This window comes from Brachybacterium sp. AG952 (genome assembly GCF_004362645.1).
Taxonomy (GTDB): domain Bacteria; phylum Actinomycetota; class Actinomycetes; order Actinomycetales; family Dermabacteraceae; genus Brachybacterium; species Brachybacterium conglomeratum.
On record NZ_SNXV01000001.1, the window covers coordinates 771,923 to 795,360 of the forward strand.

Annotated in this window: 24 protein-coding genes; 13 read left to right on the top strand and 11 right to left on the bottom strand. The window is 72.8% G+C overall.

Annotated elements, in window-relative coordinates; all coding sequences use genetic code 11:
- Window positions 1-84: 84 nt before the first annotated feature.
- From DEU31_RS03345 to DEU31_RS03355, 3 genes are all read right to left on the bottom strand, one after another.
- Window positions 85-1,218 carry a folate-binding protein YgfZ gene (locus DEU31_RS03345; RefSeq protein WP_166649366.1) on the bottom strand — a complete coding sequence of 378 codons (1,134 nt, stop codon included), beginning with the start codon at window positions 1,216-1,218 and terminating at the stop codon, window positions 85-87.
- On the bottom strand, window positions 1,211-1,852 hold the full coding sequence (locus DEU31_RS03350) for a heme-binding beta-barrel domain-containing protein (protein WP_010549555.1): 642 nt from the start codon (window positions 1,850-1,852) through the stop codon (window positions 1,211-1,213). The genes DEU31_RS03345 and DEU31_RS03350 overlap by 8 nt, the downstream gene beginning before the upstream one ends.
- A gap of 137 nt (window positions 1,853-1,989) precedes the next feature.
- Window positions 1,990-2,739 carry a hypothetical protein gene (locus DEU31_RS03355; protein ID WP_133675755.1) on the bottom strand — a complete coding sequence of 250 codons (750 nt, stop codon included), beginning with the start codon at window positions 2,737-2,739 and terminating at the stop codon, window positions 1,990-1,992.
- A 148-nt stretch (window positions 2,740-2,887) separates the two neighbouring features.
- Here DEU31_RS03355 and mshD point away from each other — a divergent pair, with 148 nt between their 5' ends.
- From mshD to DEU31_RS03405, 10 genes are all read left to right on the top strand, one after another.
- Window positions 2,888-3,775 carry a mycothiol synthase gene (gene mshD / locus DEU31_RS03360; protein WP_133675757.1) on the top strand — a complete coding sequence of 296 codons (888 nt, stop codon included), beginning with the start codon at window positions 2,888-2,890 and terminating at the stop codon, window positions 3,773-3,775.
- Complete coding sequence (locus DEU31_RS03365; protein WP_166649367.1) at window positions 3,772-4,722, top strand: NUDIX hydrolase; 951 nt, start codon at window positions 3,772-3,774, stop codon at window positions 4,720-4,722. Before mshD ends, DEU31_RS03365 begins: the two co-directional genes overlap by 4 nt.
- A 22-nt stretch (window positions 4,723-4,744) precedes the next feature.
- Window positions 4,745-5,305 (top strand): DUF4190 domain-containing protein, encoded by a 561-nt coding sequence (locus tag DEU31_RS03370; RefSeq protein WP_133675759.1) that lies wholly within the window; start codon window positions 4,745-4,747, stop codon window positions 5,303-5,305.
- A gap of 219 nt (window positions 5,306-5,524) precedes the next feature.
- Window positions 5,525-6,661, top strand: a complete 1,137-nt coding sequence (gene pstS / locus DEU31_RS03375; RefSeq protein ID WP_010549560.1) for a phosphate ABC transporter substrate-binding protein PstS — start codon at window positions 5,525-5,527, stop codon at window positions 6,659-6,661.
- Between the two features lie 120 nt (window positions 6,662-6,781).
- The gene (gene pstC / locus DEU31_RS03380) at window positions 6,782-7,744 is read left to right on the top strand and encodes a phosphate ABC transporter permease subunit PstC (RefSeq protein WP_010549561.1); all 963 of its coding nucleotides are present in this window, start codon (window positions 6,782-6,784) and stop codon (window positions 7,742-7,744) included.
- 10 nt (window positions 7,745-7,754) lie between these two features.
- Window positions 7,755-8,921 (top strand): phosphate ABC transporter permease PstA, encoded by a 1,167-nt coding sequence (pstA, locus tag DEU31_RS03385; RefSeq protein ID WP_010549562.1) that lies wholly within the window; start codon window positions 7,755-7,757, stop codon window positions 8,919-8,921.
- 29 nt (window positions 8,922-8,950) lie between these two features.
- A complete protein-coding gene (gene pstB, locus DEU31_RS03390) occupies window positions 8,951-9,736 on the top strand; it encodes a phosphate ABC transporter ATP-binding protein PstB (protein WP_010549563.1) in 786 nt (261 codons plus the stop codon).
- Window positions 9,737-10,025: 289 nt separating this feature from the next.
- Entirely contained in the window at window positions 10,026-10,802 is a 777-nt protein-coding gene (locus tag DEU31_RS03395) for an ABC transporter ATP-binding protein (RefSeq protein ID WP_133675761.1), read from the top strand.
- Window positions 10,799-12,160: an FtsX-like permease family protein gene (locus tag DEU31_RS03400; RefSeq protein ID WP_133675763.1), complete on the top strand. Its 1,362-nt coding sequence runs from the start codon at window positions 10,799-10,801 to the stop codon at window positions 12,158-12,160. Before DEU31_RS03395 ends, DEU31_RS03400 begins: the two co-directional genes overlap by 4 nt.
- Window positions 12,161-12,225: 65 nt before the next feature.
- Entirely contained in the window at window positions 12,226-12,552 is a 327-nt protein-coding gene (locus tag DEU31_RS03405) for a rhodanese-like domain-containing protein (RefSeq protein ID WP_133675765.1), read from the top strand.
- Between the two features lie 10 nt (window positions 12,553-12,562).
- Here DEU31_RS03405 and DEU31_RS03410 read toward each other — a convergent pair whose 3' ends face one another.
- The gene (locus DEU31_RS03410) at window positions 12,563-13,330 is read right to left on the bottom strand and encodes a CPBP family intramembrane glutamic endopeptidase (RefSeq protein WP_166649368.1); all 768 of its coding nucleotides are present in this window, start codon (window positions 13,328-13,330) and stop codon (window positions 12,563-12,565) included.
- Between the two features lie 36 nt (window positions 13,331-13,366).
- Here DEU31_RS03410 and DEU31_RS03415 point away from each other — a divergent pair, with 36 nt between their 5' ends.
- Entirely contained in the window at window positions 13,367-14,092 is a 726-nt protein-coding gene (locus DEU31_RS03415) for an SDR family oxidoreductase (protein ID WP_010549568.1), read from the top strand.
- A 106-nt stretch (window positions 14,093-14,198) separates the two neighbouring features.
- Here DEU31_RS03415 and purB read toward each other — a convergent pair whose 3' ends face one another.
- The 5 genes from purB to DEU31_RS03440 form a co-directional block, all read right to left on the bottom strand.
- Window positions 14,199-15,614 (bottom strand): adenylosuccinate lyase, encoded by a 1,416-nt coding sequence (gene purB / locus DEU31_RS03420; RefSeq protein WP_133675769.1) that lies wholly within the window; start codon window positions 15,612-15,614, stop codon window positions 14,199-14,201.
- Between the two features lie 148 nt (window positions 15,615-15,762).
- Complete coding sequence (locus DEU31_RS03425) at window positions 15,763-16,161, bottom strand: phage holin family protein (RefSeq protein ID WP_010550580.1); 399 nt, start codon at window positions 16,159-16,161, stop codon at window positions 15,763-15,765.
- 184 nt (window positions 16,162-16,345) lie between these two features.
- On the bottom strand, window positions 16,346-16,840 hold the full coding sequence (locus tag DEU31_RS03430) for a hypothetical protein (protein ID WP_133675771.1): 495 nt from the start codon (window positions 16,838-16,840) through the stop codon (window positions 16,346-16,348).
- Window positions 16,833-17,141 (bottom strand): hypothetical protein, encoded by a 309-nt coding sequence (locus DEU31_RS03435; RefSeq protein WP_010550578.1) that lies wholly within the window; start codon window positions 17,139-17,141, stop codon window positions 16,833-16,835. The genes DEU31_RS03430 and DEU31_RS03435 overlap by 8 nt, the downstream gene beginning before the upstream one ends.
- A complete protein-coding gene (locus DEU31_RS03440) occupies window positions 17,134-18,507 on the bottom strand; it encodes a C2 family cysteine protease (RefSeq protein WP_010550577.1) in 1,374 nt (457 codons plus the stop codon). Before DEU31_RS03440 ends, DEU31_RS03435 begins: the two co-directional genes overlap by 8 nt.
- 160 nt (window positions 18,508-18,667) lie before the next feature.
- Between DEU31_RS03440 and DEU31_RS03445 the strand changes: the two genes are divergently transcribed.
- A complete protein-coding gene (locus DEU31_RS03445) occupies window positions 18,668-19,777 on the top strand; it encodes a histidinol-phosphate transaminase (RefSeq protein ID WP_133675773.1) in 1,110 nt (369 codons plus the stop codon).
- Window positions 19,778-19,841: 64 nt separating this feature from the next.
- Here the strand turns inward: DEU31_RS03445 and DEU31_RS03450 are convergent, their stop codons facing one another.
- Together DEU31_RS03450 and trpB are read right to left on the bottom strand one after the other, a co-directional pair.
- The gene (locus tag DEU31_RS03450) at window positions 19,842-20,363 is read right to left on the bottom strand and encodes an RDD family protein (protein ID WP_133676324.1); all 522 of its coding nucleotides are present in this window, start codon (window positions 20,361-20,363) and stop codon (window positions 19,842-19,844) included.
- A 61-nt stretch (window positions 20,364-20,424) separates the two neighbouring features.
- Window positions 20,425-21,729, bottom strand: coding sequence for a tryptophan synthase subunit beta (trpB, locus tag DEU31_RS03455; RefSeq protein WP_133675775.1), 1,305 nt, complete (start codon window positions 21,727-21,729; stop codon window positions 20,425-20,427).
- 371 nt (window positions 21,730-22,100) lie between these two features.
- Here trpB and DEU31_RS03460 point away from each other — a divergent pair, with 371 nt between their 5' ends.
- Complete coding sequence (locus DEU31_RS03460; RefSeq protein ID WP_133675777.1) at window positions 22,101-23,435, top strand: MFS transporter; 1,335 nt, start codon at window positions 22,101-22,103, stop codon at window positions 23,433-23,435.
- Window positions 23,436-23,438 lie beyond the last annotated feature (3 nt).

A 23,438-nucleotide genomic window follows, 5' to 3' on the forward strand; every position in this document is an offset into this window, starting at 1 on the left:
TTCTTCCAGGCCGCGGCGCCGAGCACAGCGGGGCCGGGCAGGAGGTGCGGTGCAGGGGATGTGCGAAGAGCGTGGAGGTGCGGCTCAGAGCTTCGCGGTCGTGGGACGTTCGCCGTGGTCGCGAGGCACTACGACCGGCTCCTGGGAGGCGTCGATCCAGAGCGCCCCGGTCTCGCCGTCGGCCTCGCCGAGGAGCACCTGCACGGACAGCGCCGCATCCAGCGGCACGGCCCGACGCACGACGGCGAGGGCGATCGGGCCGAGGTCCGCATGGAGGGCGGCTGAGGTGACGGCGCCGACGACCTTCCCGTCGGCCCCGCCCAGACGCACCTCGCCGCCGGGGGCGACGGGGACGTCCTGGGAGCCGTCGAGATGGAGCATCACCAGGCGCCGCGGCGGCTGGCCCAGGTTCAGCACCTTCGCGACGGTCTCCTGGCCGCGATAGCAGCCCTTGGCGGTGTGCACGCTGGTGCGCAGCAGGTCGAGCTCGTGCGGGATGGTGCGATCGTCGACCTCGCGCGCCTGGCGGGCGCGATGGTCCGCGATCCGCACCGCCTCCCAGGAGCTCATCCCGGCCAGCTGTCGCTCCTGCCAGGGCAGCGCCTCGAGCGCCGCGGCGGGGAAGACCGAGAGGACCTGGCCGGCCGGGTCCTCGGGCGCAGGGCCGTAGGCGACGCCGCCGGGGGCGACCTCGGGCCAGGGCTCGGACCACACGGCGACGGGCTCGGGCAGGTCGAGGTCCGCGAGCACCTCGGCCGCCGGGGCGAGAGCGCCCAGGACCCGCAGGTCGTCGCGATCGAGGATCTCGACCCGGGCGGCGAAGCGCATCATCTCCAGGTAGCGGCGCAGTCCCGCGCGCGCCCCGGCGTCGAGGACCAGCAGCAGCGACTCCTCGCCGATCACGACGGCCGCGGCGAGATGCTCGACGCGGCCCTGCGGGGAGAGCACCGCGAGGGAGGACGAGGCGCCGACGGGCGTGCCGGTGAGGACCTGGGTGGAGACCGTGGTCATCCAGCTGCGGGCGTCGGCGCCGCTGACCTCGAGCAGCTCGAGCTGGCCGAGGTCGACGACGGCCTCCCGCTCCAGCAGGCGGCGCTGCTCGCGCAGCGGGGCGCCGTAGTGGGCGGGCACGGACGCGTCCGGGCCCTCGCCGAGGACCGCGCCGCGCAGGGACAGGGGGCGGATCTCGCGCACGGGACCGGACACGGGATCAGACACGATGCAGCTCCAGGGAGAGGTGGGGGAGGAGCGCCGTCTCGCCGGGCGCACCCTCGGGGGCGGGGCCGCGCTGCTCCCAGAGCCACATGAGGCGTCCGGAGATGTAGCCGACCATGCGCGTCGCGGCGACCTCGCCGTCGGCGCCGGGCAGGGCGAGCTGCAGGCGCGGCCCGCGGACCTCGCCGCGCCAGGTCTCCGCGGCCTCGCCGCGGCGCTCGAAGCGCGCTTCCAGATGATGGGAGAGCTGCCCCTCGGGGCTGCCGGGGCGTGCCGCCTCGGCGGCGGCGCGGTCCTGCCCGGGCAGGAGATCGCCGACGGTCCACACGCCGTCCTCGCGGTGCAGCAGGCTCCGCTCGCCGGTCGACGGCGCGGCGGAGGCGTCGTCGTCCCCGTCCTCCGCGCGGGCGAAGGCGCTCGTGGGCGGCAGGGGAGCGGGGGCGTCGACCCGGTGGATCGTCGAGCGCCAGGCGAGGGTGCCGTCCTCCTGGGCGGTGCACACGAGACGCTGCTCGACGCGCACGTCAGGGGTGTCCGGGGACGGGGCGGCGAGGGCACCGCTGCCCTCCCACTCGCCGATCAGCCAGGCGAGCGGGTACAGGGAGCGGGGGAGGGAGGGGTCGAGCGTGATGGGCATCGGTGCCGCGGGGCGCTCAGTGGTTGAACAGGCGGCTGATCACCAGCACGGAGAAGCCGAGGACGAGGATGCCCACCAGGACGACGAGGGCGAGGAAGAACAGCGACAGCGCAGACATGGCGACGAGTCTACCGTCGTCAGCCGAACAGTGTGATCGCGAGATGCGCGAGGACGCCCACGGTCGCGACCGGCACCACCGCCACCGCGAGCGAGGGGACCGGCTCGTGCGCGACGAGCGAGGAGCCCACCAGCAGATGGGCGCTGCTCGCCCCGATCGCCGTCGCCACGCCCAGCATCACCGCGATCGGCAGGGCGAGCGAGGCCAGCGACACCGCGAGCAGGCACGTCAGACCCGCGCCCAGCAGCACCGAGAGCACGAAGCGGGGCAGTGCGGGCAGCGGTGTCGAGTCCAGCAGCAGCGTCGCGGCGAGCCCTGTCGCGACGGCGGTGACCATGGCCGTGCTCCCGGAGGCCTGGGCGTCGACCTGGGCGATCACCCAGGTCGCCGCGAGGCCGGCCAGGAACACCCCGGCGACGGTGCCGGTCAGCGAGGAGGTGAGGTCGCGGCGGTCGCGGCGGAGCATCTGGTGGACGAACGCGGCGAAGATCCCCACCGCGCACAGCATCACGATCGCGGAGACGGGGGTGAGGCGCTCGGGGACGAGGGCCGCGACCAGCGCGCCGCCGATCCCGGTGCCGGCGACGACCACGCGGGTCCCGATCGCGGAGGGCAGCTCGAGCAGCCCGGGCCAGGAGATCCCGATCAGCAGCCCGAGCAGGGCGACGGAGGTCGCCATCAGCACGGGGGAGAGGGGGCCGGTGAGCGAGACGAGCGCCAGGAGCAGCGCGAGGGCGGCGCCGAGGGGTGCGCGCTCGGGAGCGGTCACGGGGCCTCCCTCGCTGTCTCTGCCGGTCGCTCGATGGGGCGCCGACGGCTCGAGGTCCGCGGCGCTACAGTGGCAGTCTACGAGTGCCCGCAGGTGGAGGCATACTCGTGCCGCTCACCACCGTCGTCCGCCGTCCCGGAAGGACCCCATGATCTCCACGGCCGAGCTGTCACAGGAGCACCGTGACCAGATCCTCGATCTGCTCGGCGCGGTGACCGCGCACGACGGCGTCTCCCCGCTCGACGAGGCGGCGAGCCTCGCGCTCGACGGCGACGGCGCCCGGCACCTGCTCCGCCTCGAGGGGGACCGCGCGGTCGCCTACGCCGGCGTGCTCACCGACGGCACCGTCCAGGGGATGGTGCGCCCGGAGGTGCGCCGCCGCGGCCACGGCACCGCCCTGCTCGAGGCCGCGCTCTCCGAACGGCCCGACGCCGGGGTCTGGGCGCACGGCGCGCTCGAGGGCTCCCTCGCCTTCCTCTCCGCGGCCGGGCTCGTCGAGACGCGCCGCCTGCTCACCCTGCACCGCGCGCTCGGGGCCGATGCCGCGCTCGAGCCCGTGCCCGAGTCCTCCCTGTCCGGGCTGACCCTGGGCGTCTTCGATCCGGTGCGCGACGCGGACGCCTGGGTCGGGGTCAACTCCCGCGCCTTCGCCTCCCATCCCGAGCAGGGGGCGCTCACCCGCGCGGACCTGGACCAGCGCCTCGCCCAGCCCTGGTTCGACGCCGAGGACATGGTCGTCGCCCGTCGCGACGGGGAGCTGATCGGATTCGTCTGGGTCAAGCGGGAGCGGCCCGGCGCGACGGGCGCCGACGCCGAGATCTACGTCGTGGCGACCGACCCGGCGGTGCAGGGGCACCGCATCGCGGCGGTGCTGCTGGCGACCGCGCTGCGTCGCCTGGCCGAGGGCGGGGTCCCCGGCGTCGAGCTCTACGTCGAGGCGGACAACACCGCCGCGCTGCGCCTGTACGAGCGCTGGGGCTTCGAGGTCTCGGGCCGCGACGTGCAGATGCGCCGTCCCGCAGCGGCCTCGGCATGAGCGTGAGCGTCGGCCCGGGCAAACCGCCTCCCGTCCTCGCCGCCGGCGCCCTCGCCTGGCGCGAGAAGGGCGGGAAGTTGCAGGTGCTGCTCGTGCACCGGCCCCGCTACGACGACTGGTCGGTCCCCAAGGGCAAGCTCGACAAGGGCGAGACCTTCCCCGCGGCCGCGGTGCGGGAGGTCACCGAGGAGACCGGCTACCGGGTGCGCCTGCACCGGCCGCTGCCCGCCTCCGTGTACCTGCTGCCGGACGGGCGCACCAAGATCGTCCAGTACTGGGTCGGCACGGTCCGGGCGAAGGTCGCGCCCGGTCCGGAGAACGCCGCCGAGATCGACAAGGTCCGCTGGGTCCCGCTGGCGGAGGCCGAGGGGATGGTCGCGCGCCAGGGCGACCAGGTCCTCCTGCAGTCGCTGCGACGCTTCGCGGAGGCGGGGGAGCTGCGCACGGCGCCCGTCGTGATCCAGCGCCACGGCGCGGCGGTCTCCCGGTCGAAGTGGCGCCGCGGGGAGGGGGCCCGCCCCTTGAACTCGAAGGGGAAGAAGCAGGCCAAGGCCCTCCCGCCGCTGCTGGACGCATTCGACCCGGGGAGCGTGGTGAGCAGCCCGTGGGAGCGGTGCCTGAGCACCGTCGAGCCGCTGGCGAAGAACGAGGGCCTCACGGTGCGGACCAAGGGCGAGCTCACCGAGGCCGGCCACGCGGAGCACCCCTCCCGCACCGAGGCGGTCATCGACCGGGTGCTCAGCGAGGCGCGGCCGACGGTCGTGTGCACGCACCGTCCTGTGCTCCCCACGGTCATCGAGGCGGTGCGCCGGGTCTCTCGGCCCGGCGCGGCCCTCGAGCTGCCGCGCGAGGACCCCTATCTCGCCGCCGGCGAGGCCCTGCTGCTGCACGTCACGCCCGAGGGCGTCGTGGTGGCGATCGAACGACACCTGCCGAACATCGGCTGACGACGGACTGGGGAGAGCACGGATGAGCACGCAGTGGGGGCAGGACCCGTACGGGCCCTCGTCGGAGCGGTACGACCCGTACGGGTCCTCGGCGTCGGCGGACCTGTACGGCAGTGCGGAGCAGCACGAGGCGGCGGACCCGTACGGCACGGCAGATCGTCACGGCACGGCGGATCCGTACGGCGCGGCCGATCCGCACGGGGCCCCGCAGCGCGGTGCCGGGGTGCAGGATCCCTACGCCTCTGTCCCCTCGGGGCTGTCCCAGGGCCGCTACGCCGCCCCGGGCTATGCCGTCGCGGTGCAGCCGGCGCCGCCGAGCTCAGGGCTCGGGATCGCCGGCTTCGTGGTCGGCCTGCTCGGGCTCACCCTGTGCGGAACGCTCGTCTCGCCCGTCGGCCTGGTGCTGTCGATCCTGGGCATGCGGGAGACGTCCCCGACCGCGACCCCGCCGAAGGGAGGCCGCGGGCTCACGATCACCGGGCTGATCCTCTCGATCATCGGCACGGTCGCGCTGCTGCTCATCATCGCCTACTTCGTGGTCATGTTCGTGATCGCAGGGGTGGCCGCCAGCTCCGGCTACTGAGGGGTATGCCGAACGTGTCCCAGCCCACTGGAAGTCGGACGAAACGGGAGTGTGATCCGTTCGTAATCCGGCCATGACCTGCGAGTTCATGGGGGCGGGAGGGCTGTTCACCTGGTGTTCACACAACGACGGGCCCCGCGTCATCTCCCCTCCCTAGGTTCGCCGCTGACAGACGTCAGCAGGTGTGAACCCGGGCCGAAGGCCCCGAAAGGACTCGCAGTGAACGTTCGCAAGAACAAGCTCGTCTCGCTCGCAGCGCTCGGACTCGTCGGCGGCCTCGCGCTGTCCGCGTGCGGCGGCGGCTCGGAGAACGGCGGCACGGACGGCGCCTCCGACGGCGGCGGCGCGGCAGGCGGCTACGCGGAGCTTTCCGGCAACCTCGCCGGCTCGGGCGCGTCCTCGATGCAGAACGCCCAGACCGCGTGGACCGAGTCCTTCATGGGCCTCACCCAGGCCGAGGGCGGTGACCTCACGGTCACCTACGACCCCACCGGCTCCGGCACCGGCCGTGAGCAGTTCCTCTCCGGCCAGGTGCAGTTCGCCGGCACCGACGCCGCCCTGGACGAGGAGGAGCTCACCAAGTCCGCCGAGGTGTGCAACGACTCGCAGGCCTTCGACCTGCCGGTCTACATCTCCCCGATCGCCGTGGTCTTCAACCTCGAGGGCGTCGACTCCCTGAACCTGACCCCCGAGGTCATCGCCGGGATCTTCGCGGGTGACATCACCAAGTGGAACGACCCGGCGATCGCCGAGTCGAACCCCGACGCCGAGCTGCCCGACAAGGACATCGTGCCCGTCCACCGCTCCGACGACTCGGGCACCACCGAGAACTTCACCGAGTACCTCTCCGAGAACGCGCCCGACGCCTGGACCCACGGTCCGATCGAGACCTGGCCCATCGACGGCGGCCAGTCCGGCGACGGCACCTCCGGCATGAAGTCCACGGTCGAGGGCGGCGACGGCACCATCGGCTACATCGACGCCTCCCAGGCCTCCGGCCTCGGCACCGCCGCGATCCAGGTCGGCGACGAGTTCGTCGAGTACAGCGCCGACGCCGCCGCCAAGGCCGTCGACGTCTCCCCGCGCGAGGAGGGCCGCGAGGAGAACGACATCGTCGTGGAGCTCGACCGCACCACCGAGGAGGCCGGCGTCTACCCGATCGTGCTCGTCTCCTACCTCGCGCTGTGCGGCTCCTACGCCGACTCCGCGCAGGGCGAGGCCGTCAAGGCCTACGCCTCCTACATGGTCTCCGAGGAGGGCCAGGCCACCGCTGCCGAGGCCGCCGGCTCCGCCCCGATCTCCGAGGAGCTGCGCACCGACGCCCAGGCCGCGATCGACGGCATCACCGTCGGCTGATCCCGCCACCTCACGACAGCGTGTCGCCGGGCCGCACCGGCCCGGCGACATCGCTGTCCCCGCCGTCATCACCCCGGCCAGCGCCCCGCGCGCGAGCCGTGAGCTCGGAGGAAGGTCCCCATGAGCACAGCTGACATCGAACCGGACGCGGCATCGGCCCCGCCCGCCTCCATGAAGTCCGGTGGCCGCCGTTTCGGCGACGCGCTCTTCAACGCCCTGAGCGTCGGCTCCGGGCTCCTCATCTTCGTCACCCTCGCCGCGGTGGCCATCTTCCTCACCCTGGAGTCCCTCCCCGCGATCCTCGCGAGCCAGGAGTTCTCCGGCTCCGCGGACTTCTCGCTGATCGAGTACTCCCTGCCGCTCGTGTTCGGCACCGTGCTCGCCTCCGCGATCGCGCTGGTGATCGCGATCCCGATCTCCCTCGGCATCGCCCTGTTCATCTCGCACTTCGCGCCGCGCCGCCTGGCCTCGGCTCTCGGCTACATGATCGACCTGCTCGCCGCCGTCCCCTCGGTCGTCTACGGCCTGTGGGGAGGCGTGTGGCTCGTCCCCAAGCTCGAGCCGCTCTACGTCTTCCTCAACACCTACTTCGGCTGGATCCCGCTGTTCGCCGGCGAGCCGACGGCGCCGATGCGCAACCTCGCCTCCGCCTCCGTGGTCCTGGCCGTGATGGTCCTGCCGATCATCACCGCCGTCTCCCGCGAGGTCTTCCTCCAGACCCCGCGCCTGCAGGAGGAGGCCGCGCTCGCGCTCGGCGCCACCCGCTGGGAGACCATCCGCACCGTCGTGCTGCCCTTCGGCCGCGGCGGCGTCGTCGCCGCGTCGATGCTGGGCCTCGGCCGTGCGCTCGGCGAGACCATGGCCGTGCTGATGATCCTCGCGCCCGGCGCGACCTTCTCCCTGCACATCCTCGAGGTCGGCCGCCACAACTCGATCGCCGCGAACATCGCCTCGAAGCAGGCGGAGGCCTCCGGCGTCGACATGTCCCTGCTCATCTTCACCGGCCTGGTGCTGTTCGTGCTGACCTTCGTCATCAACGCCATCGCCCGGTGGATCGTCGCCCGCAGCGGCCCCAAGAGCTGAGAGGTCCCCCATGAGCACCCCCACCACCGTGCGGACCGAGCCCCTGGTCCACCGCCCCCGCGACGAGCGCCGCCTGCCCTGGTACCACCTCGTCTTCACCGGCCTCGCCGGCCTCCTGGTCGCCATCGCCGTGCTGGCGATCGTCGGCGCCCTCTCGGTCACCAGCGCCATCCTGCTGGGCTTCGTCCTGCACCTGCTCTTCGGCTGGGGCTACTCGCTCCTGCGCGAGGGCCCCCGCTGGGCGACCGACCGGCTCATGACCCTGCTGGTCATCGGCGCGTTCGCGATCTCGATGTTCCCGCTGGTGTCGCTGCTGTGGTCCGTGATCTCCCGCGGCCTGGTGCGAGTCGTGGCCGCGAAGCCGACCACCTTCGCCTTCTGGACCGAGGACATGTCCGGCATCATCGGCGGCGCGGACGCCGGCGGCGTCTTCCACGCGATCGTCGGCACGCTGCTGATCACGCTGTGGGCCTCGATCATCTCGATCCCCGTCGGCCTGTTCACCGCGATCTTCCTGGTCGAGTACGCGAACGTGGGCTGGAAGCGGACCCTCGGTCGCGGCGTCACCTTCCTCGTCGACGTGATGACCGGCATCCCCTCGATCGTGGCGGGCCTGTTCGGCCTGGCGGTGTTCATCGCCTTCATGCCCGACCAGTCCGTGCGCATGGGCATCATGGGCGCCGTCGCGCTCTCGCTGCTGATGATCCCCACCGTGGTCCGCAACAGCGAGGAGATGCTCCGCCTGGTCCCCATGGACCTGCGCGAGGCCGCCTACGCGCTCGGCGTGCCCAAGTGGCTCACGATCGTCAAGGTGGTGCTGCGCACCGCGATCGCGGGCCTGACCACCGGCATCACCCTCGCCATCGCCCGCGTCATCGGCGAGACCGCGCCGCTGCTGCTCACGGTCGGCATGGTCACCTCGGTGAACTGGAACATGTTCGACGGCCGCATGGCGACCCTGCCCACCTTCATCAACCAGCAGTACCGGAACGGCAGTGCGAACTGCATGTCGGACACGGTCACCAACCCGATCAACCAGGAGGTGTACGCCTGTGCGGTCAGCACCAATATCGACCGCGCCTGGGCGGCCGCCTTCACCCTGATCGTGATCGTGATGGTCCTGAACATCATCGCGCGCATGATCAGCCACTACTTCTCCCCGAAGCTCAGCCGCTGAGCCGGGCCACCCACGCGAAAGGACATCTGATGGCAGCCCCCCAGCCCATCAACGTCGAGGACCTGAACATCTACTACGGCGACTTCCTCGCCGTCGAGGGTGTCGACGTGCAGATCCGGCCCCGTTCGGTCACGGCCCTCATCGGCCCCTCCGGCTGCGGCAAGTCGACGTTCCTGCGCACGCTGAACCGCATGCACGAGGTCATCCCCGGCGCGTACGCGAAGGGCAAGGTCGAGATCAACGGCGAGGACATCTACGACGCCAAGGTCGACCCGGTCAACGTGCGTCGCCGCGTCGGCATGGTGTTCCAGAAGGCCAACCCCTTCCCGACCATGTCGATCCGCGACAACGTGCTCGCGGGCGTGAAGCTCAACAACCGCCGGATCTCGAAGTCCGCGGCCGACGAGCTGGTCGAGCGCGCGCTGAAGGGCGCGAACCTCTGGAACGAGGTCAAGGACCGTCTCGACAAGCCCGGCATGGGCCTGTCCGGCGGTCAGCAGCAGCGTCTGTGCATCGCTCGCACCATCGCGGTCAAGCCCGAGGTCGTCCTCATGGACGAGCCCTGCTCGGCGCTCGACCCGATCTCGACCCTCGCGATCGAGGACCTCATCCACGAGCTGAAGGAGGAGTACACGATCGTCATCGTCACGCACAACATGCAGCAGGCGTCCCGCGTCTCCGACCGCACCGGCTTCTTCAACATCGCCGGCACCGGCAAGCCCGGGCACCTCATCGAGATCGACGACACCGACACGATCTTCACCAACCCCAGCAACAAGCAGACCGAGGACTACATCTCCGGCCGCTTCGGCTGATCGACGTACTGGCGAGGAACGAGCCGGTAGGAGATCAGCCAGGTGGACGGAGTCTGATCGACGTACTGGCGAGGAACGAGCCGGTAGGAGATCAGCCAGGTGGACGGAGTCTGATCGACGTACTGGCGAGGAGCGCCGGGACCCTGGGCCGAGTGCCCGGGTCCCGGCGCTCCGTCGTCCCGGGGCCGACGGTCGCATCCGGGCGTCATCCCACGGTCTGACGCCGCCTGTGCGGAACCGATCCCCGGGTGGACGCGGTGGGAGCGGCCCGCGGCGGATCGTGGAGGACATGAACTTCGCACCCCCTGCCTCCCACCCCTCCGCCGCCCCGTCGGCGCCCGCCCATCCCACGCCGATCCTCTCCGCCCGAGGGCTCGTGCGCACCTACGGCAGCGACCAGACCGCCACCCGCGCCCTGGGCGGCGTGGACCTCGACATCGCCCGCGCCGACTCCCTCGCCGTGATGGGCCCCTCCGGCTGCGGCAAGACCACCCTGCTGCACGTGCTCGCCGGCATCCTCGCCCCGACCTCCGGGACGGTGCGCCTGGACGGCGAGGCCCTCGCCGAGCTCGGGGACCGCCGGCGCACCCTGCTGCGCCGCAGCGAGTTCGGCTTCGTCTTCCAGGACGGCCAGCTGCTGCCCGAGCTGACCGCGGTCGAGAACGTGATCCTCCCGCGCATGCTCGGCGGCACCTCGCGCCGTGCCGCGACCGCCGAGGCCACCGCCTGGCTGGACCGGCTCGGCCTCGCCGGGATGCACCACCGCCGTCCGACCCAGCTCTCCGGTGGTCAGGCCCAGCGCGTCGCGGTCGCCCGCGCGCTCGCGGGGCGTCCGTCGGTCGTCTTCGCCGACGAGCCCACCGGCGCCCTGGACCAGGAGACCGGACAGTCCGTCCTCGCGACGCTCGTCGACGCGTGTGCCGAGACCGGCGCGAGCCTGGTCATGGTCACCCACGACGCCAAGGTCGCCGCGGCCTGCCGGCGCACCGTCGCGATGCGCGACGGCCGGATCGCCCGCGAGTACGTGCGTCCCGAGGGCGCGCAGGGCACGGGGGACGCCCGATGAACGCCCTGCTCGCCTCCGCCCCGCTCCTGCTGCGCCGTCGCGGCGCCCTCGCCGACCTCCTGCCCGTGATCGCCTTCGCCGCGGCGACCGCGATCACCGGGACCGTGCTCGGCGGCGCCGCCGCCTTCGTCGGCCGCCTCCCCTCCGATGGCGAGGTCGCCTTCGAGGGGGAGGCCTCGCTGATCCCCTTCCTGGTCTCCTGCGCGATGGTCGCCTCGGTGCTGCTGATCCCGAGCGCCGTGGGCCTCGGCGGCTCCGCGGCGCGGCTCTCGCTCGCCCGGCGCGAGCAGGACCTCGCCTCGATCCGTCTCGTCGGCGGCACCGCCGGTCAGGTCGGCGCCGTGGCGGTCCTCGACGTCGCCGCGCAGGCGCTCCTCGGCGGGCTGCTCGGCGTGGTGCTGCACCTGGTCGTGACCCCGCCCCTGACCGCGCTCGACTTCGGGATCGCCCCGTTCACCACCGCGGACCTGCTGATGCCGTGGTGGGCGTATCCGCTGCTGGTGATCGGCATGGTCCTGCTCGCCGCGGGCTCCGCCGCCGTCTCCCTCACCGGAGTGGTGCTCAGCCCCCTCGGCGTCGCTCGCGACTCCCGCACCGTGCGGATGTCCGTGGTCCGCCTGGTGATCTGGGCGGTGCTGATCCTCGGCTTCCTCGTGTTCATGCAGGTGGGCGGCGCGATCTTCGGCGGTGTCGCCGACGGGATGCTGTTCCTCGGGATCATGATCGTGTTCATCGGCGCGGTCGTCGCCGGGGTGAACGTGGTCGGCCCGTTCCTCGTCTGGGGAGTCGCGCTGCTCGCGGCGCGCACGGCCCCGACCCCTGCGCTGATGGTCGGCGCGAGGCGCCTCGCCGCGGACCCGAAGTCCGGCTGGAGGGCCGTCTCAGGGATCACCTTCGCCCTGGTCATCGCAGGCTTCCTCACCACGCTCGCCACGATCGTCCCGGCCGACGGGGCCCGTGCGGTCGAAGACCGGATGATGGCCACCGCCATGTCCACCGGCGGTCTGCTCACCCTCGGCATCGCGGCAGTCCTCGCCGCGGTCAGCACCGGCGTCACGCAGACCGCGCGGGTGATCGACCAGGCCCCGGTGCTGCGCGCCCAGCACATCGCCGGCGCCGAGGTGGGTCAGCTGCACCGGGCCCGCATCGCGGAGATCACGCTGCCGGTGCTGCTGAGCTCGGTGCTGGCGACCTTCACCGCCCTGCTCGTCGTGCTGTCGGTGCTGGGGTCCGGCGCCGCCGATCCGAGCGCGGCGGTGCGCTACCTGGTCAGCGTCGCCGGGGCCTACGCCCTGGTGATCCTCGCCGTGCTCGTCGCCTCCCCGCTCGTGCGCCGGTACGCGATGCGCACCGCCTGAGCGGCACCTCCGCGTGCCCCGCCCCGCCTTCCCGCGGGGCGGGGCACGGCCGTTAGGCTGGGGCGATGGACATGCAGACCGTCGCCCCGCAGGACGTGCCCGAGGGTGCGCATCTCATCGACGTGCGCGAGCAGGCCGAATGGGATGCCGGGCACGCCCCCACCGCCCAGCACCTCCCGGCGAGCACGCTCCTGCAGAACCTCGAGCAGCTCCCGGAGACGGACGAGGACCTGTACATCGTCTGCCGCAGCGGCGGACGCTCCTTCCAGGTCGCGCAGTGGCTGAACGCCAACGGGTTCGACGCGATCAACGTCGGCGGCGGCATGGACCAGTGGTCCGAGTCCGGGCTGCCGATCGAGTCCGACGGCGAGGGCGAGGCCTTCATCCTCTGAGGCGCCTCCCTCAGAGCGGCAGCACGTCCTTCAGCAGCGCGTAGCCCACGAACGCGGCCACGTCGAGGAGGGTGTGCGCCACGACCAGCGGCATCGTCCGACGGGTGCGTCGGTACCACTCGCCGAACACCAGCCCCATCACCAGGTTCGCGAGCCCCGGACCCACCCCCTGATAGGTGTGGTACGCGCCGCGCAGCAGGGCCGAGGCGAGCAGGATACGACCCGGCGACCAGCCGAGCCGTTCGAGGCGCTGGTAGAGGTAGCCGACCACGATCACCTCCTCGAGCAGCGCGTTCTTCAGCGCGTGGAGGATCAGCACCGGAGTGGTCCACCAGTGGGTCGCGAGCGCCGCCGGGATCACCTCCACGGTCGCGCCCAGAGCCCGGCCCAGGTAGTAGACGGCCAGCCCCGGCACCCCGATCGCGGCGGTGAGCAGCAGCCCGTGGCCCAAGTCCCGCAGCGGCCTGGCGAGGTCCAGCCCGAGGTCGCCGAGCGCCTGGTGCAGCGAGCCCGCGGTCGCGGCCAGCAGCAGCACCACCAGCACGACCGGCACCAGGGCGAAGGCGATCGAGAGCAGCTGGTACAGCAGGTCCAGCCACGCATCCTCCCGCAGCGAGGAGTTCAGCGAGGTCGACTGGCCGGAGAGGGGGCCGGCGGTGAGGGCCTGGGCCAGCGCGATCAGCGAGTACACGGCGCTGCGCCCCAGCGAGAGCGCCAGCACGATCAGCACCTCGGCGCGCAGCCAGGCCGGGCTCGGTCTCCACGTCTCCACGCGCACATGCTCTCACCCCGGCTCCGTGCCAGACTCGATCCCATGACTGCCTCGCATCCCGCTGCCCGCACCTCCCGTCCCGTCGTCCTGGTCACGGGCGCGAACCGGGGGATCGGCCGCGCCGTCGCGCACGAGCTGGCCGCCGACCACCACCTGCTGCTGGGCGGGCGGGACGAGCAGGCGCTCGCCGCGCTCGCCGCCGAGCTCCCGTCGGCCGAGCCCTTCGTCGCCGAGCTCACCGACCCCGCCGATCTCGACCGGGCGCTGACCGGCCTCGCCCTCGAGGAAGGACTCGCGGGCCTCGTCCACTCCGCCGGGATCCTGGTCAACGGCTCCGTCGAGGAGCTGACGCCCGCGGACTGGGAGCGGAACTTCGCGGTCAACGTCACCGCCGTCTCGGAGCTGACCCGGCGCCTGCTGCCCGCGCTGCGCGCGGCGCGCGGCACCGTCGTCGCCGTGAACTCGGGCTCCGGCTACGCCGCGAAGGGGGACCGCGGCGCCTACTCCGCCTCGAAGTTCGCGCTGCGCGCCTGGGCCGACGCGCTGCGCCAGGAGGAGCTCGCCGCGGGCGTGCGGGTCAGCTCGGTCCACCCCGGCCGGGTCGACACCGACATGCAGCACGAGCTGCGCGCCGCCGAGCAGGGCGCCTACGAGGCCGAGCAGTACCTGCGTCCGGCCACGGTCGCCGCGGCGATCGGCTTCGTGCTGCGCGCCCCGGAGGACGCAGTGGTGACGAGCCTGGACCTGCGCCCCCGCGCGATCGGCTGACCCGGCGCGGCCGACGGGCCGGCCCGACCCGGGCCCCGTCCGCCGGAACCAGGACGACCCCTCCAGCTCGCCCGAGCAGGAGGGGTCGTCGGCCGTGCGGGGCGCGTCAGCCGCGCTGGTCGTCCAGGTGGCCGACGAGCTCGGCGGCGAGGCCCACGTAGGTCTGCGGGGTCAGGGCCAGCAGCCGCTCCTGCTCCGCCTCGGGAAGGCCGAGCGAGGAGATGAACTCGCGCATCCCCTCCCCGTCGACGCGGTGGCCGCGGGTGAGGTCCTTCAGCCGCTCGTAGGGGTTGGCCAGTCCCTCGTGGCCCTGCACGCCCAGGGTGCGCATCACGGACTGCACCGCCTCGCCGAGCACCTCCCAGTTGCCCTCGAGGTCCGCGGCCATCGCGTCGGCGTCGACGTCCAGGCCCGCCAGGCCCTTGCGGATGTTCGCGATCGCGAGCAGCGAGTGGCCCAGCGCCGGGCCGACGTTGCGCTGCGTGGTCGAGTCGGTGAGGTCGCGCTGCAGGCGCGAGGTGACCAGGGTCTGGGAGAGCACGTCCAGCAGCGCGCCGGAGACCTCGAGGTTCGCCTCCGCGTTCTCGAAGCGGATGGGGTTGACCTTGTGGGGCATGGTCGAGGAGCCGGTGCCGCCCTGCGCGGACAGGCGCTGGCGGAAGTAGCCCAGCGAGATGTAGGTCCACACGTCGGTGGCGAGGTTGTGCAGGATCCGGCCGGCGCGGGCGATGTCGGCGTAGATCTCGGCCTGCCAGTCGTGGGACTCGATCTGCGTGGTCAGGGGGTTCCAGGTCAGGCCCAGGTGCTCCACGAAGGTGCGCGCGATGCGCTCCCAGTCCGCGCCCGGCACGGACACGGCGTGCGCGGCGTAGGTGCCGGTCGCGCCGTTGATCTTGCCGAGCATCTGGTTCGCGGGGATGCGGCGGGCCTGGCGGCCCAGGCGGTGCGCGAAGACCGCCATCTCCTTGCCGAGGGTGGTGGGGGTCGCGGCCTGGCCGTGGGTGCGCGAGAGCATCGGCACCTCGGCGGTCTCGCGGGCGAGGCCCTCGAGGTCGCCGATCAGTGCCTCGAAGGCGGGCAGCCACACCTCGTGCACGGCTCCGCGGATCATCAGCGCATAGGCGAGGTTGTTGACGTCCTCGCTGGTGCAGTAGATGTGCACGACCTCGGCGAGCGGCTCGAGGGAGGTGCCGGCCAGGCGGCGCTTGATGTAGTACTCGATCGCCTTGACGTCGTGGACGGTCTCCCGCTCGATCTCGGCGTGCTCGGCGATGCCGTCGGCGCCGAAGTCCTCCGGGATCGCGCGCAGCAGCGCCCGCTCCTCGTCGGTCAGGGTGCGCAGGCCGGGGATCACCTCGCCGTCCAGCAGGTGGATCATCCACTCGGTCTCCACCACCAGGCGGGAGCGGTTCAGCGCCGCCTCGGAGAGGTGGTCGACCAGCGGCGCGACCTGACCGCGGTAGCGGCCGTCGAGCGGGGTGAGGGCGATCGGGGGAGTGATGTCCGCGAAGGAGTGAGCCATGGCGGTCATTCTCCCAGAATCGCGCGCGCCCGCGCCGCCGGGGCCGACGGGCGGGCGCGGCGCCGGGTCGGGCGCGCGGCATCCGGTGCGGGGCCGACGGACGGCGGGCGCACCGGTCGGCCGCCGGCGCGACGGGCGCGAGCCGGGATCAGGCCCGCTCGCGGTCGCCCTCGCCGAGTCCTGTGACGGCCTCGACGATGGCGGAGAGGATGCCGATGATCACGCCGGCCAGCAGCGCCCACCAGAAGGTGTCGAACTCGAGGGTCAGGCCCACCAGTCCCGACACCCAACCGGCCAGCAGCAGCATCAGCGTGTTGATCACCAGCTGGAACAGCCCCAGCGTCAGACAGGTGATGGGGAAGGCCAGGAACGACAGCAGGGGCTTCACGATGGTGTTGATCAGCGCGAGGATCAGCGCGATCGCGCCGATCGTGAGGACCTGGCTGAGCAGGGTCGCCGAGTCGTCGCCCAGATGCATGCCGGGCAGGATCAGGGCCGTGACCCACAGCGCGAGGCCGGTGACGATGAGGTGTCCGAGGAATCGCATGGGGCCATTGTCCCCGCCTCGGCCGGACGGCGCACCGGGGTTACCCCCACTTCCTGCCGCATCGGCCGGCCGTCCGCCGCGCCGGTCCGGCGGCGGGATCGCCGCGACCTAGCCGGAGCTGGTCGCCCGGAAGACCCGCCGCCTGGCCGAGGAATGAGGTGCTCCGGCAGCGTCGTCGTCCGGATCACGCCTCGTCGACGTCGAACCCGACCTCGCCGTCGCAGATGGAGCGGATGGTGATGGTCCAGGCGTCGTAGCGGCTGCTCTCGCCCACCTCGCCGTCGAAGTTCCCGTGAGCTCCCGGTTCTCCGAAGGTCGAGAAGGAGAGTCGTGCACGGGGCCCGTCCTCGGCGGTGTAGCCGAGGGAGACGGCGAGCTGTGTGCCGTCGGGTGAAGGGGCGTCGTCGAGAGTGCGCTCTGCCGAGGAGTCGACCGAGTAGGCGCCCTCGCCGTTGCAGGCCTCTCCGTAGGCTTCGTCGTCCGCGTCCTGTCCTCTGATCCCGGTGGGGGTCGCCGGGAGGGTCGGCCCCTCTGCGGAAGGCTCTGAGGGAGCGCCGGGGTCCAGCGGCCCGCAGCTGGCGAGGAGTCCGAGGGTGAGCAGCAGCAGCGCGCCGCCCCGGGCACGGCCGTTCCTCGGTCCCCGCGCCGATCCTGTTCGGGCCGTCGTGCGCTCAGTCATCATCACCCTCGGGCAGCAGTCGCAGCTCGGCGCCCTTCTCGAGGCTCAAGCGCAGGACCTCGAATCGCCAGGCACGACTGCTGAACCGGTCTCCGACGTACAGGTCCTCGTGCTCGACGGTCGCTGACCCCTCGACTCCTGCAGGACCGGTGTAGATGCGAGCACGGAGTCCGGAACGACCGGGGGCGACATAGCCGAGGGAGATGTCGAGACGCTCGCCGCCTCGCTCCGGGAGCGGGGGGAAGGCACCGGGGATCGAGGGGCGGACGGAATGGATGGTGCCCCTGGGGGAGTCAGTCATGGTGGACCTCCGCGCTCGAGGTGTACTTCTCGTACTGTTCACGGGTCAGCTCGACGGTGGGGGTGTCGGGCCCGTGCGGATTGCGCAGCACGATCACCTCTTCCCCGGAGTCGTTGGTGCTGACTCCGTCGACCCAGTATCCGTGCCCGCCGCGCCAGTCGCCCGGTCCGGTGTCGTTCTCCGCGAGCTTCACCGATGTGCCGACGACCATCGGCTCGCCCCTCCGGGCCGCGTCGAAGGCGGCATCAGCATCGGTCGGCGGGATCGTCTCGACGTCGAGGCCCGTCAGTCTCGGGCCGACCTCCGGGCTGCCGTGGCCTTCGATGCCGGAGTAGTCGCCGCCCATCTGGATCGCGAGCGCCCGCTCCACGTAGCTCGGCCAGGTCGCGGAGGTCGGGTCGTCTGCGAGGGGCCCTCGGCCCGCGCCGACGACTTTCCCGTCCTCGGACGGAAGCTCCTTGGGCATCGTGATCGGCTCCGGGTCGCCGTTCTCGTCGTAGAGCGTGACGGTCACGGTGCCGTTGCCGTTGTCCTGCACATGCTCCGCCGCCCAGCCAGGGTCCTGGTCCATCATCATTGCGAGCGTCGCCATGGAGACGCAGTCCCCGTAGGAGCCCTGGCTCACGTCCCGCCACGAGGCGTCCTCCGGCACCACCTCTCCGGGCGGCGTGACGGTGCCGTCGGGATTCACGTCGTAGGTTCCCTGGGCGGCATCGCCGCCGCCGCGGCCGTCGGGGTGCAGCTCGGGGAAGAGCTCGGAGATCCGCTCGACGTCTGCGGGGTCCGCGTCGCGCAGGAGCTGGTCGAGCAGTGCTCGACGGGACTGGTCCGTGTTGCCGCCCGTCCAGAACAGCCCGTCCCCGTCGGCGGCCATGGCGTCCCTGAGCGCGGCGAGCTCGTCGTCCTCGAGCCCGGCGATCCACTCCGCCCGCTCCTCGGGGGTCAGCTCCGCGAGGCGCTCGGCCAGGGCGTCGAGATCCCGCGAGTTGCCGCGCAGGTCCTCGAGCCCGCCGTCGTGGAGCGCGTCGGCCAGCAGGGAGTCCAGCTCGTCCTGCGTCTCGGGGGTCAGGGCGGCGGCGACAGCGGGGACGCCCTGCCCGTCGTCGCCGTCGGAGGCGTCGTCCTGCTCGTCGGAATGGCCCGTGAGCTCGGCCCCGAGACCGCGCAGCAGATCGGCGGCCGCGAGACCGCGGGCCACCTCTGCGCGTGCGCGCGTCCGGAACGATTCGGCGTCCGCCCCCGTCCATTCCGTCGAAAGAGCCACCTGCTCGATCGTCCCCAGCAGGGTCTCCAGTCGTGCCGCCCCGCCGTGTGTGGCTGTCGCGTGCTTCGACAGCTGTGCGGTGTCCGCACCCCAGAACATCATCCGTCCTCCCCTCGCGACACGGTCCCGTGCCGCTGCCATCCTGCACCGCCCACCGCGCCGGAGGACATGGGGAGGACTCCCCACCTGGACCTCCGCACGGGACGCCGCGCGGCTCCGGACTCCTCCGCCCCGCGGCCGGTAGGCGGCATACCCTGGCGGCATGTCCGACCCCGCCGCCCACCCCGACCAGCCCGCCGAGAGCATCCGTCTGCGCCCCGCGCTCGAGAACCTGCCCGCCTACGTGGCCGGGAAGCCCGCGGCCGACGACGGGATCCATCGCTACAAGGTCTCCTCGAACGAGTCGCACCTGCCGCCGATCCCCTCGGTGCGCGATGCCGCGGTCGCCGCGATGGAGTCCTCGAACCGCTACCCCGACGCCTCCGCGCAGCAGCTGCGCGCCGCGCTCGGGCAGAAGCACGGCGTGGACCCGGCGCAGATCGCCCTGTCCACCGGCGCCGTCGCGGTCTCCGGCGATCTCGTGCGCGCGGTGGTCGGCGAGGGGGACGAGGTCGTCTTCGCCTGGCGCTCCTTCGAGGCGTACCCGATCCTCGTCGGCTCCCACGGCGGCACCCCCGTGCCCGTGCCGCTCACCGCGGCGGGCGAGCACGACCTCGAGGCGATGGCCGCGGCGATCACCGAGCGCACCCGCCTGGTGCTGCTGTGCACCCCGAACAACCCCACCGGCCCGTCCTTGTCCACCGAGCAGGTCGAGGACTTCCTCGCCCGTGTCCCCGAGGACGTCGTCGTCGCGATCGACGAGGCCTACCGCGAGTTCCACGACCCCGCGACCGTGCTCGGCACCGCCGGGATCTTCCGCCGCCACGGCAACGTGGTGCTGCTGCGCACCTTCTCGAAGCTCCAGGGCCTGGCCGGTCTGCGCATCGGCTACGCCGTCGCCCATCCGCGGCTCGCCCTGGCGCTCGGCCAGGTCACCGTGCCCTTCGGCGCCGGGGCCCCCGCCCAGGCCGCGGCGCTCGCCTCGCTCGCCCCCGAGGCGGCCGAGGAGCTGGAGCGCCGCGCTGAGCAGATCCGCTCCGAGCGCTCGCGGGTGATGGCCGGACTGCGCGAGCAGGGCTGGGAGCTGCCCGCAAGCCACGGCAACTTCGTCTACTTGCCGCTCGGGGAGCGCTCGGGGGAGTTCGCCGAGTTCGCCGACGCCCGCGGCCTCGTGCTGCGCGCCTACGGCACCGACGGGGTGCGCGCCACCATCGCGGAGGAGGAGGCGAACGACCGCCTGCTCGCCATCGCGGGGGAGTGGATCGCGGGCTGAGCCTCCACCGGGCGCGCGGGACCGGCCGCACGGCGCCCGGCAGGTCTGCCGGGCGGGCGGAGCCTCAGGCGCCGACGGGCTCCGCGGCCGGGACGACGTGCGTGCCCGCGAGCCGGTCGTGCGGACCCCGCCCGTCCCCGCGCAGCCCGGTCCATGCGAACCAGCCGATCAGCCCGTACACCGCGAGACTGGAGGCGTAGGTGACCGGGTCGCGCTTCTCGAAGCCGCCCCAGGCCGCGCTGATCGTCGCGGTGTGACCGAGCTGCCAGGGCACCAGGATCTTCGCCGCGTTGCGCACCAGCGCCTCGCGCGGCGTCGACGCCCCGCCGTCCCGGCGGACGACCTCGAGCCCCTGGCGGCGCTTGCCCCAGGTCGCCCGCGACGGCCCTGACTCCGCCCGGGCGGCGACCACGGTCGCGATCACGGGCGGGACCACGCTGACGACGTGCCCGAACCACGGCCTGGACGCCAGATCCGTGGTCCTGACGATCACCGCGCCGAGCGGGAACATCGACACGGCGATCCCGAGACAGCCGACGCAGTCGGTGAGATGGGCCAGGCAGCGGCGCCTCGCGAGGGGGTGCATGCTCACGAGCCAAGCACCGCCGCGGCCCGGCGGCAAGGGGACATCCTCGGTGACCAGCGGGTCACCGCACGAAGGCGTCGGCCTCCCCGGTCATCCCGATCTGCTCGGCGACGTAGTCGATGTCCTTGTCGCCGCGCCCGGAGAGGTTCACCAGCAGGTGCGCCTCACGGCCCAACGTCGGCGCGATCCGGATCGCATGGGCGAGGGCATGGGCGGACTCGAGCGCGGGGATGATCCCCTCGGTGCGGCTGAGCAGGCGGAAGGCATCGAGCACCGCCTCGTCTCCCTCGCGCACGTACTCGACCCGGCCCAGCTCCCGCAGATGCACGTGCTGCGGTCCGACGCCGGGGTAGTCCAGGCCCGAGGCGATCGAGTGGACCTCGCCGGGCTCGCCGTCCTCGTCCTGCAGGACGAGGGTCTCCATCCCGTGCAGCATGCCGGGGCGGCCGAAGGTCATCGTCGCGGCGTGGCGGCCCGGCTCGTCGCCCTGCCCGCCGGGCTCGACCCCGATCAGCCGCACCTCCTCGTCCTCGAGATAGGCGGCGAAGGCGCCGATCGCGTTCGAGCCGCCGCCCACGCAGGCGATGACCGCGCCCGGCAGGCGGCCGTGCGCGGCGAGGTGCTGGGCACGGGACTCGCGCCCCACGACGGACTGGAAGTCGCGCACCATGTCCGGGAAGGGCGCCGGGCCCACCACGGACCCGATCGCGAAAAGGTACCGCTCGGGATCCGCGGCGTAGACGTCGAAGGCGGAGTCGACCGCCTCCTTCAGGGTGGCCTGGCCCGTCTCCACCGCGACCACCTTCGCGCCCAGCAGGCGCATGCGCACCACGTTCGGGCGCTGCTTGGCGACGTCGACCGCGCCCATATGGATCTCGCACTCCAGGCCGACGAGCGCCGCGGCGGTCGCGAGCGCGACCCCGTGCTGGCCGGCACCGGTCTCGGCGATCAGGGTGCGCTTGCCCATCCGCTTCGCCAGCAGCGCCTCGCCGATCGTGTGGTTGATCTTGTGGGCGCCGGTGTGGTTGAGGTCCTCGCGCTTGAGCAGGATCCGGGCCCCGCCGAGCTGGTCGGAGAGCCGGTCAGCGCTCGTGATCGGGGAGGGTCGGCCGACGACTTCGCGCAGCAGGCGCGAGTACTCCGCGAAGAACTCCTCGTCGTGCCGGGCCTCCTCGTAGGCGGCGGCGACCTCCGCCATCGGCTCCACGAGCGGCGGCGGCAGGATCGCGCCGCCGTGGTCGCCGAAGCGACCGCCGGTGTTCCCGGCGAAGGCGGGGGAGCGGGTGAGCGCCGCGGCCTCGGCGAGGGTGCGCGAGGCGGGAGCCCCGTCGACGACAGGGGCGGCGGGTGCGGTGGTGCTGGGCATGGGAACCTCCCGTGATCGGGCCCGGACCGGGAGGCTCGCAGAGACGAGAAGCCGCCCGGGTGACGGGCGGCTTCGGTGTCAGCGCATGCGACAGGGGACCGCCCTCAGGCGGCCCACCAGCTGATCGTCGCGGCGCGCATGGCGGCACCATAGCCCAGCCCCGGCCGTGCTGCGCGGCACGTCCGGCCGGCGACCCAGGACCGGCCGACGGACGCCCCCGGTGATGCGGGGGAGGGGTGGACATCACTACCGGCCCCGCGGTCGCCGCCGATAGTCTTGAGAGCGGTCGGGCCCCTGCCGCTGCGGGACGGGCGCCCGAGGCGTCCGGTCCGACTGCACGTCGCCCCGCACCTCCTCGCACGAAGGACCCCATGGCTGCCCCCGCCGCCCCTGTCCCCGCTCCCGCCCTCGGCGGCCCCCGCGCCTACGCGGTCTGGATCGTGGCGGTCACCGCCTATTCGATCGCCGTGCTGCAGCGCACCACGATGGGCGTCGCCGGGCTCGAGGCCGCGGACCGCTTCGGGGCCTCGGCGACCATCGTGTCGACCTTCGTGGTGCTCCAGCTCGGCGTCTACGCTCTCGCCCAGATCCCCGCCGGCGTGCTGCTGGACCGCTACGGCTCCCGCGTCACCCTCACCGCCGGCGCCGTGCTGATGGCGCTCGGCCAGGTGCTCATGTCCCAGACCGAGACCGTGGGCGTGGCGATGATCGCCCGCATCGTGCTCGGCGCGGGCGATGCGCTGACCTTCGCGAGCGCGATCCGGCTGGTCCCGGCCTGGTTCCCGCCCGGGCGCGTGCCGCTGCTGACACAGCTCACCGGCATCCTCGGCCAGGTCGGGCAGATCCTCTCCGCCGTCCCCTTCGTGGCCGTGCTGAGCGTGGCCGGCTGGACGCCTGCCTTCTCCTCCGCCGCGGCGCTCAGCGCGATCGCCGCCGTGCTGGTGCTGCTCGTCGTCCGCGCGACGCCGCCGGGGGTGCCCCGGCCGACGGTGAAGCAGGACCTGCGACGGATCCCCGTGGTGCTGGGGCGGATCGTGCGCCACCCCTCGACGCAGCTGGGCTTCTTCACCCACTTCACGGCCGGGTTCCCCGGCATCGCGTTCTCGATGATGTGGGGCTACCCCTATCTCACCGCGGGGGAGGGGCTCAGCCGCCCCGCCGCCTCCGCGGTGATGACCGTGCTGGTGGTCGTCGCGATCGTCGGCGGTCCGCTGATCGGCGCGCTCACCCAGCGCCACCCGCTGCGCCGCTCCACCCTGGTGCTGCTGATCGTCGCGACGATCGTGGTGCCGCTGCTCGCGCTCGTGCTGTGGCCGGGCAACGCCCCGATGTGGCTGCTGATCGTGCTGGTCTCGGGGTATTCCATCGGCGGACCCGCCAGCTCCGTCGGCTTCGACTTCCCGCGCACGGACCTGGCCAAGCACCGGCTCGGCACCGCGACCGGCGCCGTGATCATGGGCGGGTTCATCGGCGCCCTCATCGCGATCCTCCTGATCGGCGTGGTGCTGGACCTGCTGCGCCCCGACGGGGACTACGACCTGGCCTCCTTCCGCCTCGCCTTCGCCGTGCAGCTCCCGCTGCTCGCGATCGGCGTGGTCGGGATGCTGGTGACCCGTCGGAACCTGCGCCGACGGATGGCCGTGCAGGGCCGCGAGGTCCCGCCGTGGCGCGAGGTGTGGCGCTCGGGACGCTGGCGCCAGCTCTGAGCC

Bases quoted from the DNA above. Each gene is read 5' to 3' on its own strand.
- DEU31_RS03350 (WP_010549555.1), bottom strand. From the start codon at position 1,852: ATGCCCATCACGCTCGACCCCTCCCTCCCCCGCTCCCTGTACCCGCTC.
- mshD (WP_133675757.1), top strand. From the start codon at position 2,888: ATGATCTCCACGGCCGAGCTGTCACAGGAGCACCGTGACCAGATCCTC.
- DEU31_RS03365 (WP_166649367.1), top strand. From the start codon at position 3,772: ATGAGCGTGAGCGTCGGCCCGGGCAAACCGCCTCCCGTCCTCGCCGCC.
- DEU31_RS03370 (WP_133675759.1), top strand. From the start codon at position 4,745: ATGAGCACGCAGTGGGGGCAGGACCCGTACGGGCCCTCGTCGGAGCGG.
- pstC (WP_010549561.1), top strand. From the start codon at position 6,782: ATGAGCACAGCTGACATCGAACCGGACGCGGCATCGGCCCCGCCCGCC.
- pstA (WP_010549562.1), top strand. From the start codon at position 7,755: ATGAGCACCCCCACCACCGTGCGGACCGAGCCCCTGGTCCACCGCCCC.
- pstB (WP_010549563.1), top strand. From the start codon at position 8,951: ATGGCAGCCCCCCAGCCCATCAACGTCGAGGACCTGAACATCTACTAC.
- DEU31_RS03395 (WP_133675761.1), top strand. From the start codon at position 10,026: ATGAACTTCGCACCCCCTGCCTCCCACCCCTCCGCCGCCCCGTCGGCG.
- DEU31_RS03400 (WP_133675763.1), top strand. From the start codon at position 10,799: ATGAACGCCCTGCTCGCCTCCGCCCCGCTCCTGCTGCGCCGTCGCGGC.
- DEU31_RS03405 (WP_133675765.1), top strand. From the start codon at position 12,226: ATGGACATGCAGACCGTCGCCCCGCAGGACGTGCCCGAGGGTGCGCAT.
- DEU31_RS03415 (WP_010549568.1), top strand. From the start codon at position 13,367: ATGACTGCCTCGCATCCCGCTGCCCGCACCTCCCGTCCCGTCGTCCTG.
- purB (WP_133675769.1), bottom strand. From the start codon at position 15,614: ATGGCTCACTCCTTCGCGGACATCACTCCCCCGATCGCCCTCACCCCG.
- DEU31_RS03425 (WP_010550580.1), bottom strand. From the start codon at position 16,161: ATGCGATTCCTCGGACACCTCATCGTCACCGGCCTCGCGCTGTGGGTC.
- DEU31_RS03430 (WP_133675771.1), bottom strand. From the start codon at position 16,840: ATGACTGAGCGCACGACGGCCCGAACAGGATCGGCGCGGGGACCGAGG.
- DEU31_RS03435 (WP_010550578.1), bottom strand. From the start codon at position 17,141: ATGACTGACTCCCCCAGGGGCACCATCCATTCCGTCCGCCCCTCGATC.
- DEU31_RS03440 (WP_010550577.1), bottom strand. From the start codon at position 18,507: ATGATGTTCTGGGGTGCGGACACCGCACAGCTGTCGAAGCACGCGACA.
- DEU31_RS03445 (WP_133675773.1), top strand. From the start codon at position 18,668: ATGTCCGACCCCGCCGCCCACCCCGACCAGCCCGCCGAGAGCATCCGT.
- DEU31_RS03450 (WP_133676324.1), bottom strand. From the start codon at position 20,363: ATGCACCCCCTCGCGAGGCGCCGCTGCCTGGCCCATCTCACCGACTGC.
- trpB (WP_133675775.1), bottom strand. From the start codon at position 21,729: ATGCCCAGCACCACCGCACCCGCCGCCCCTGTCGTCGACGGGGCTCCC.
- DEU31_RS03460 (WP_133675777.1), top strand. From the start codon at position 22,101: ATGGCTGCCCCCGCCGCCCCTGTCCCCGCTCCCGCCCTCGGCGGCCCC.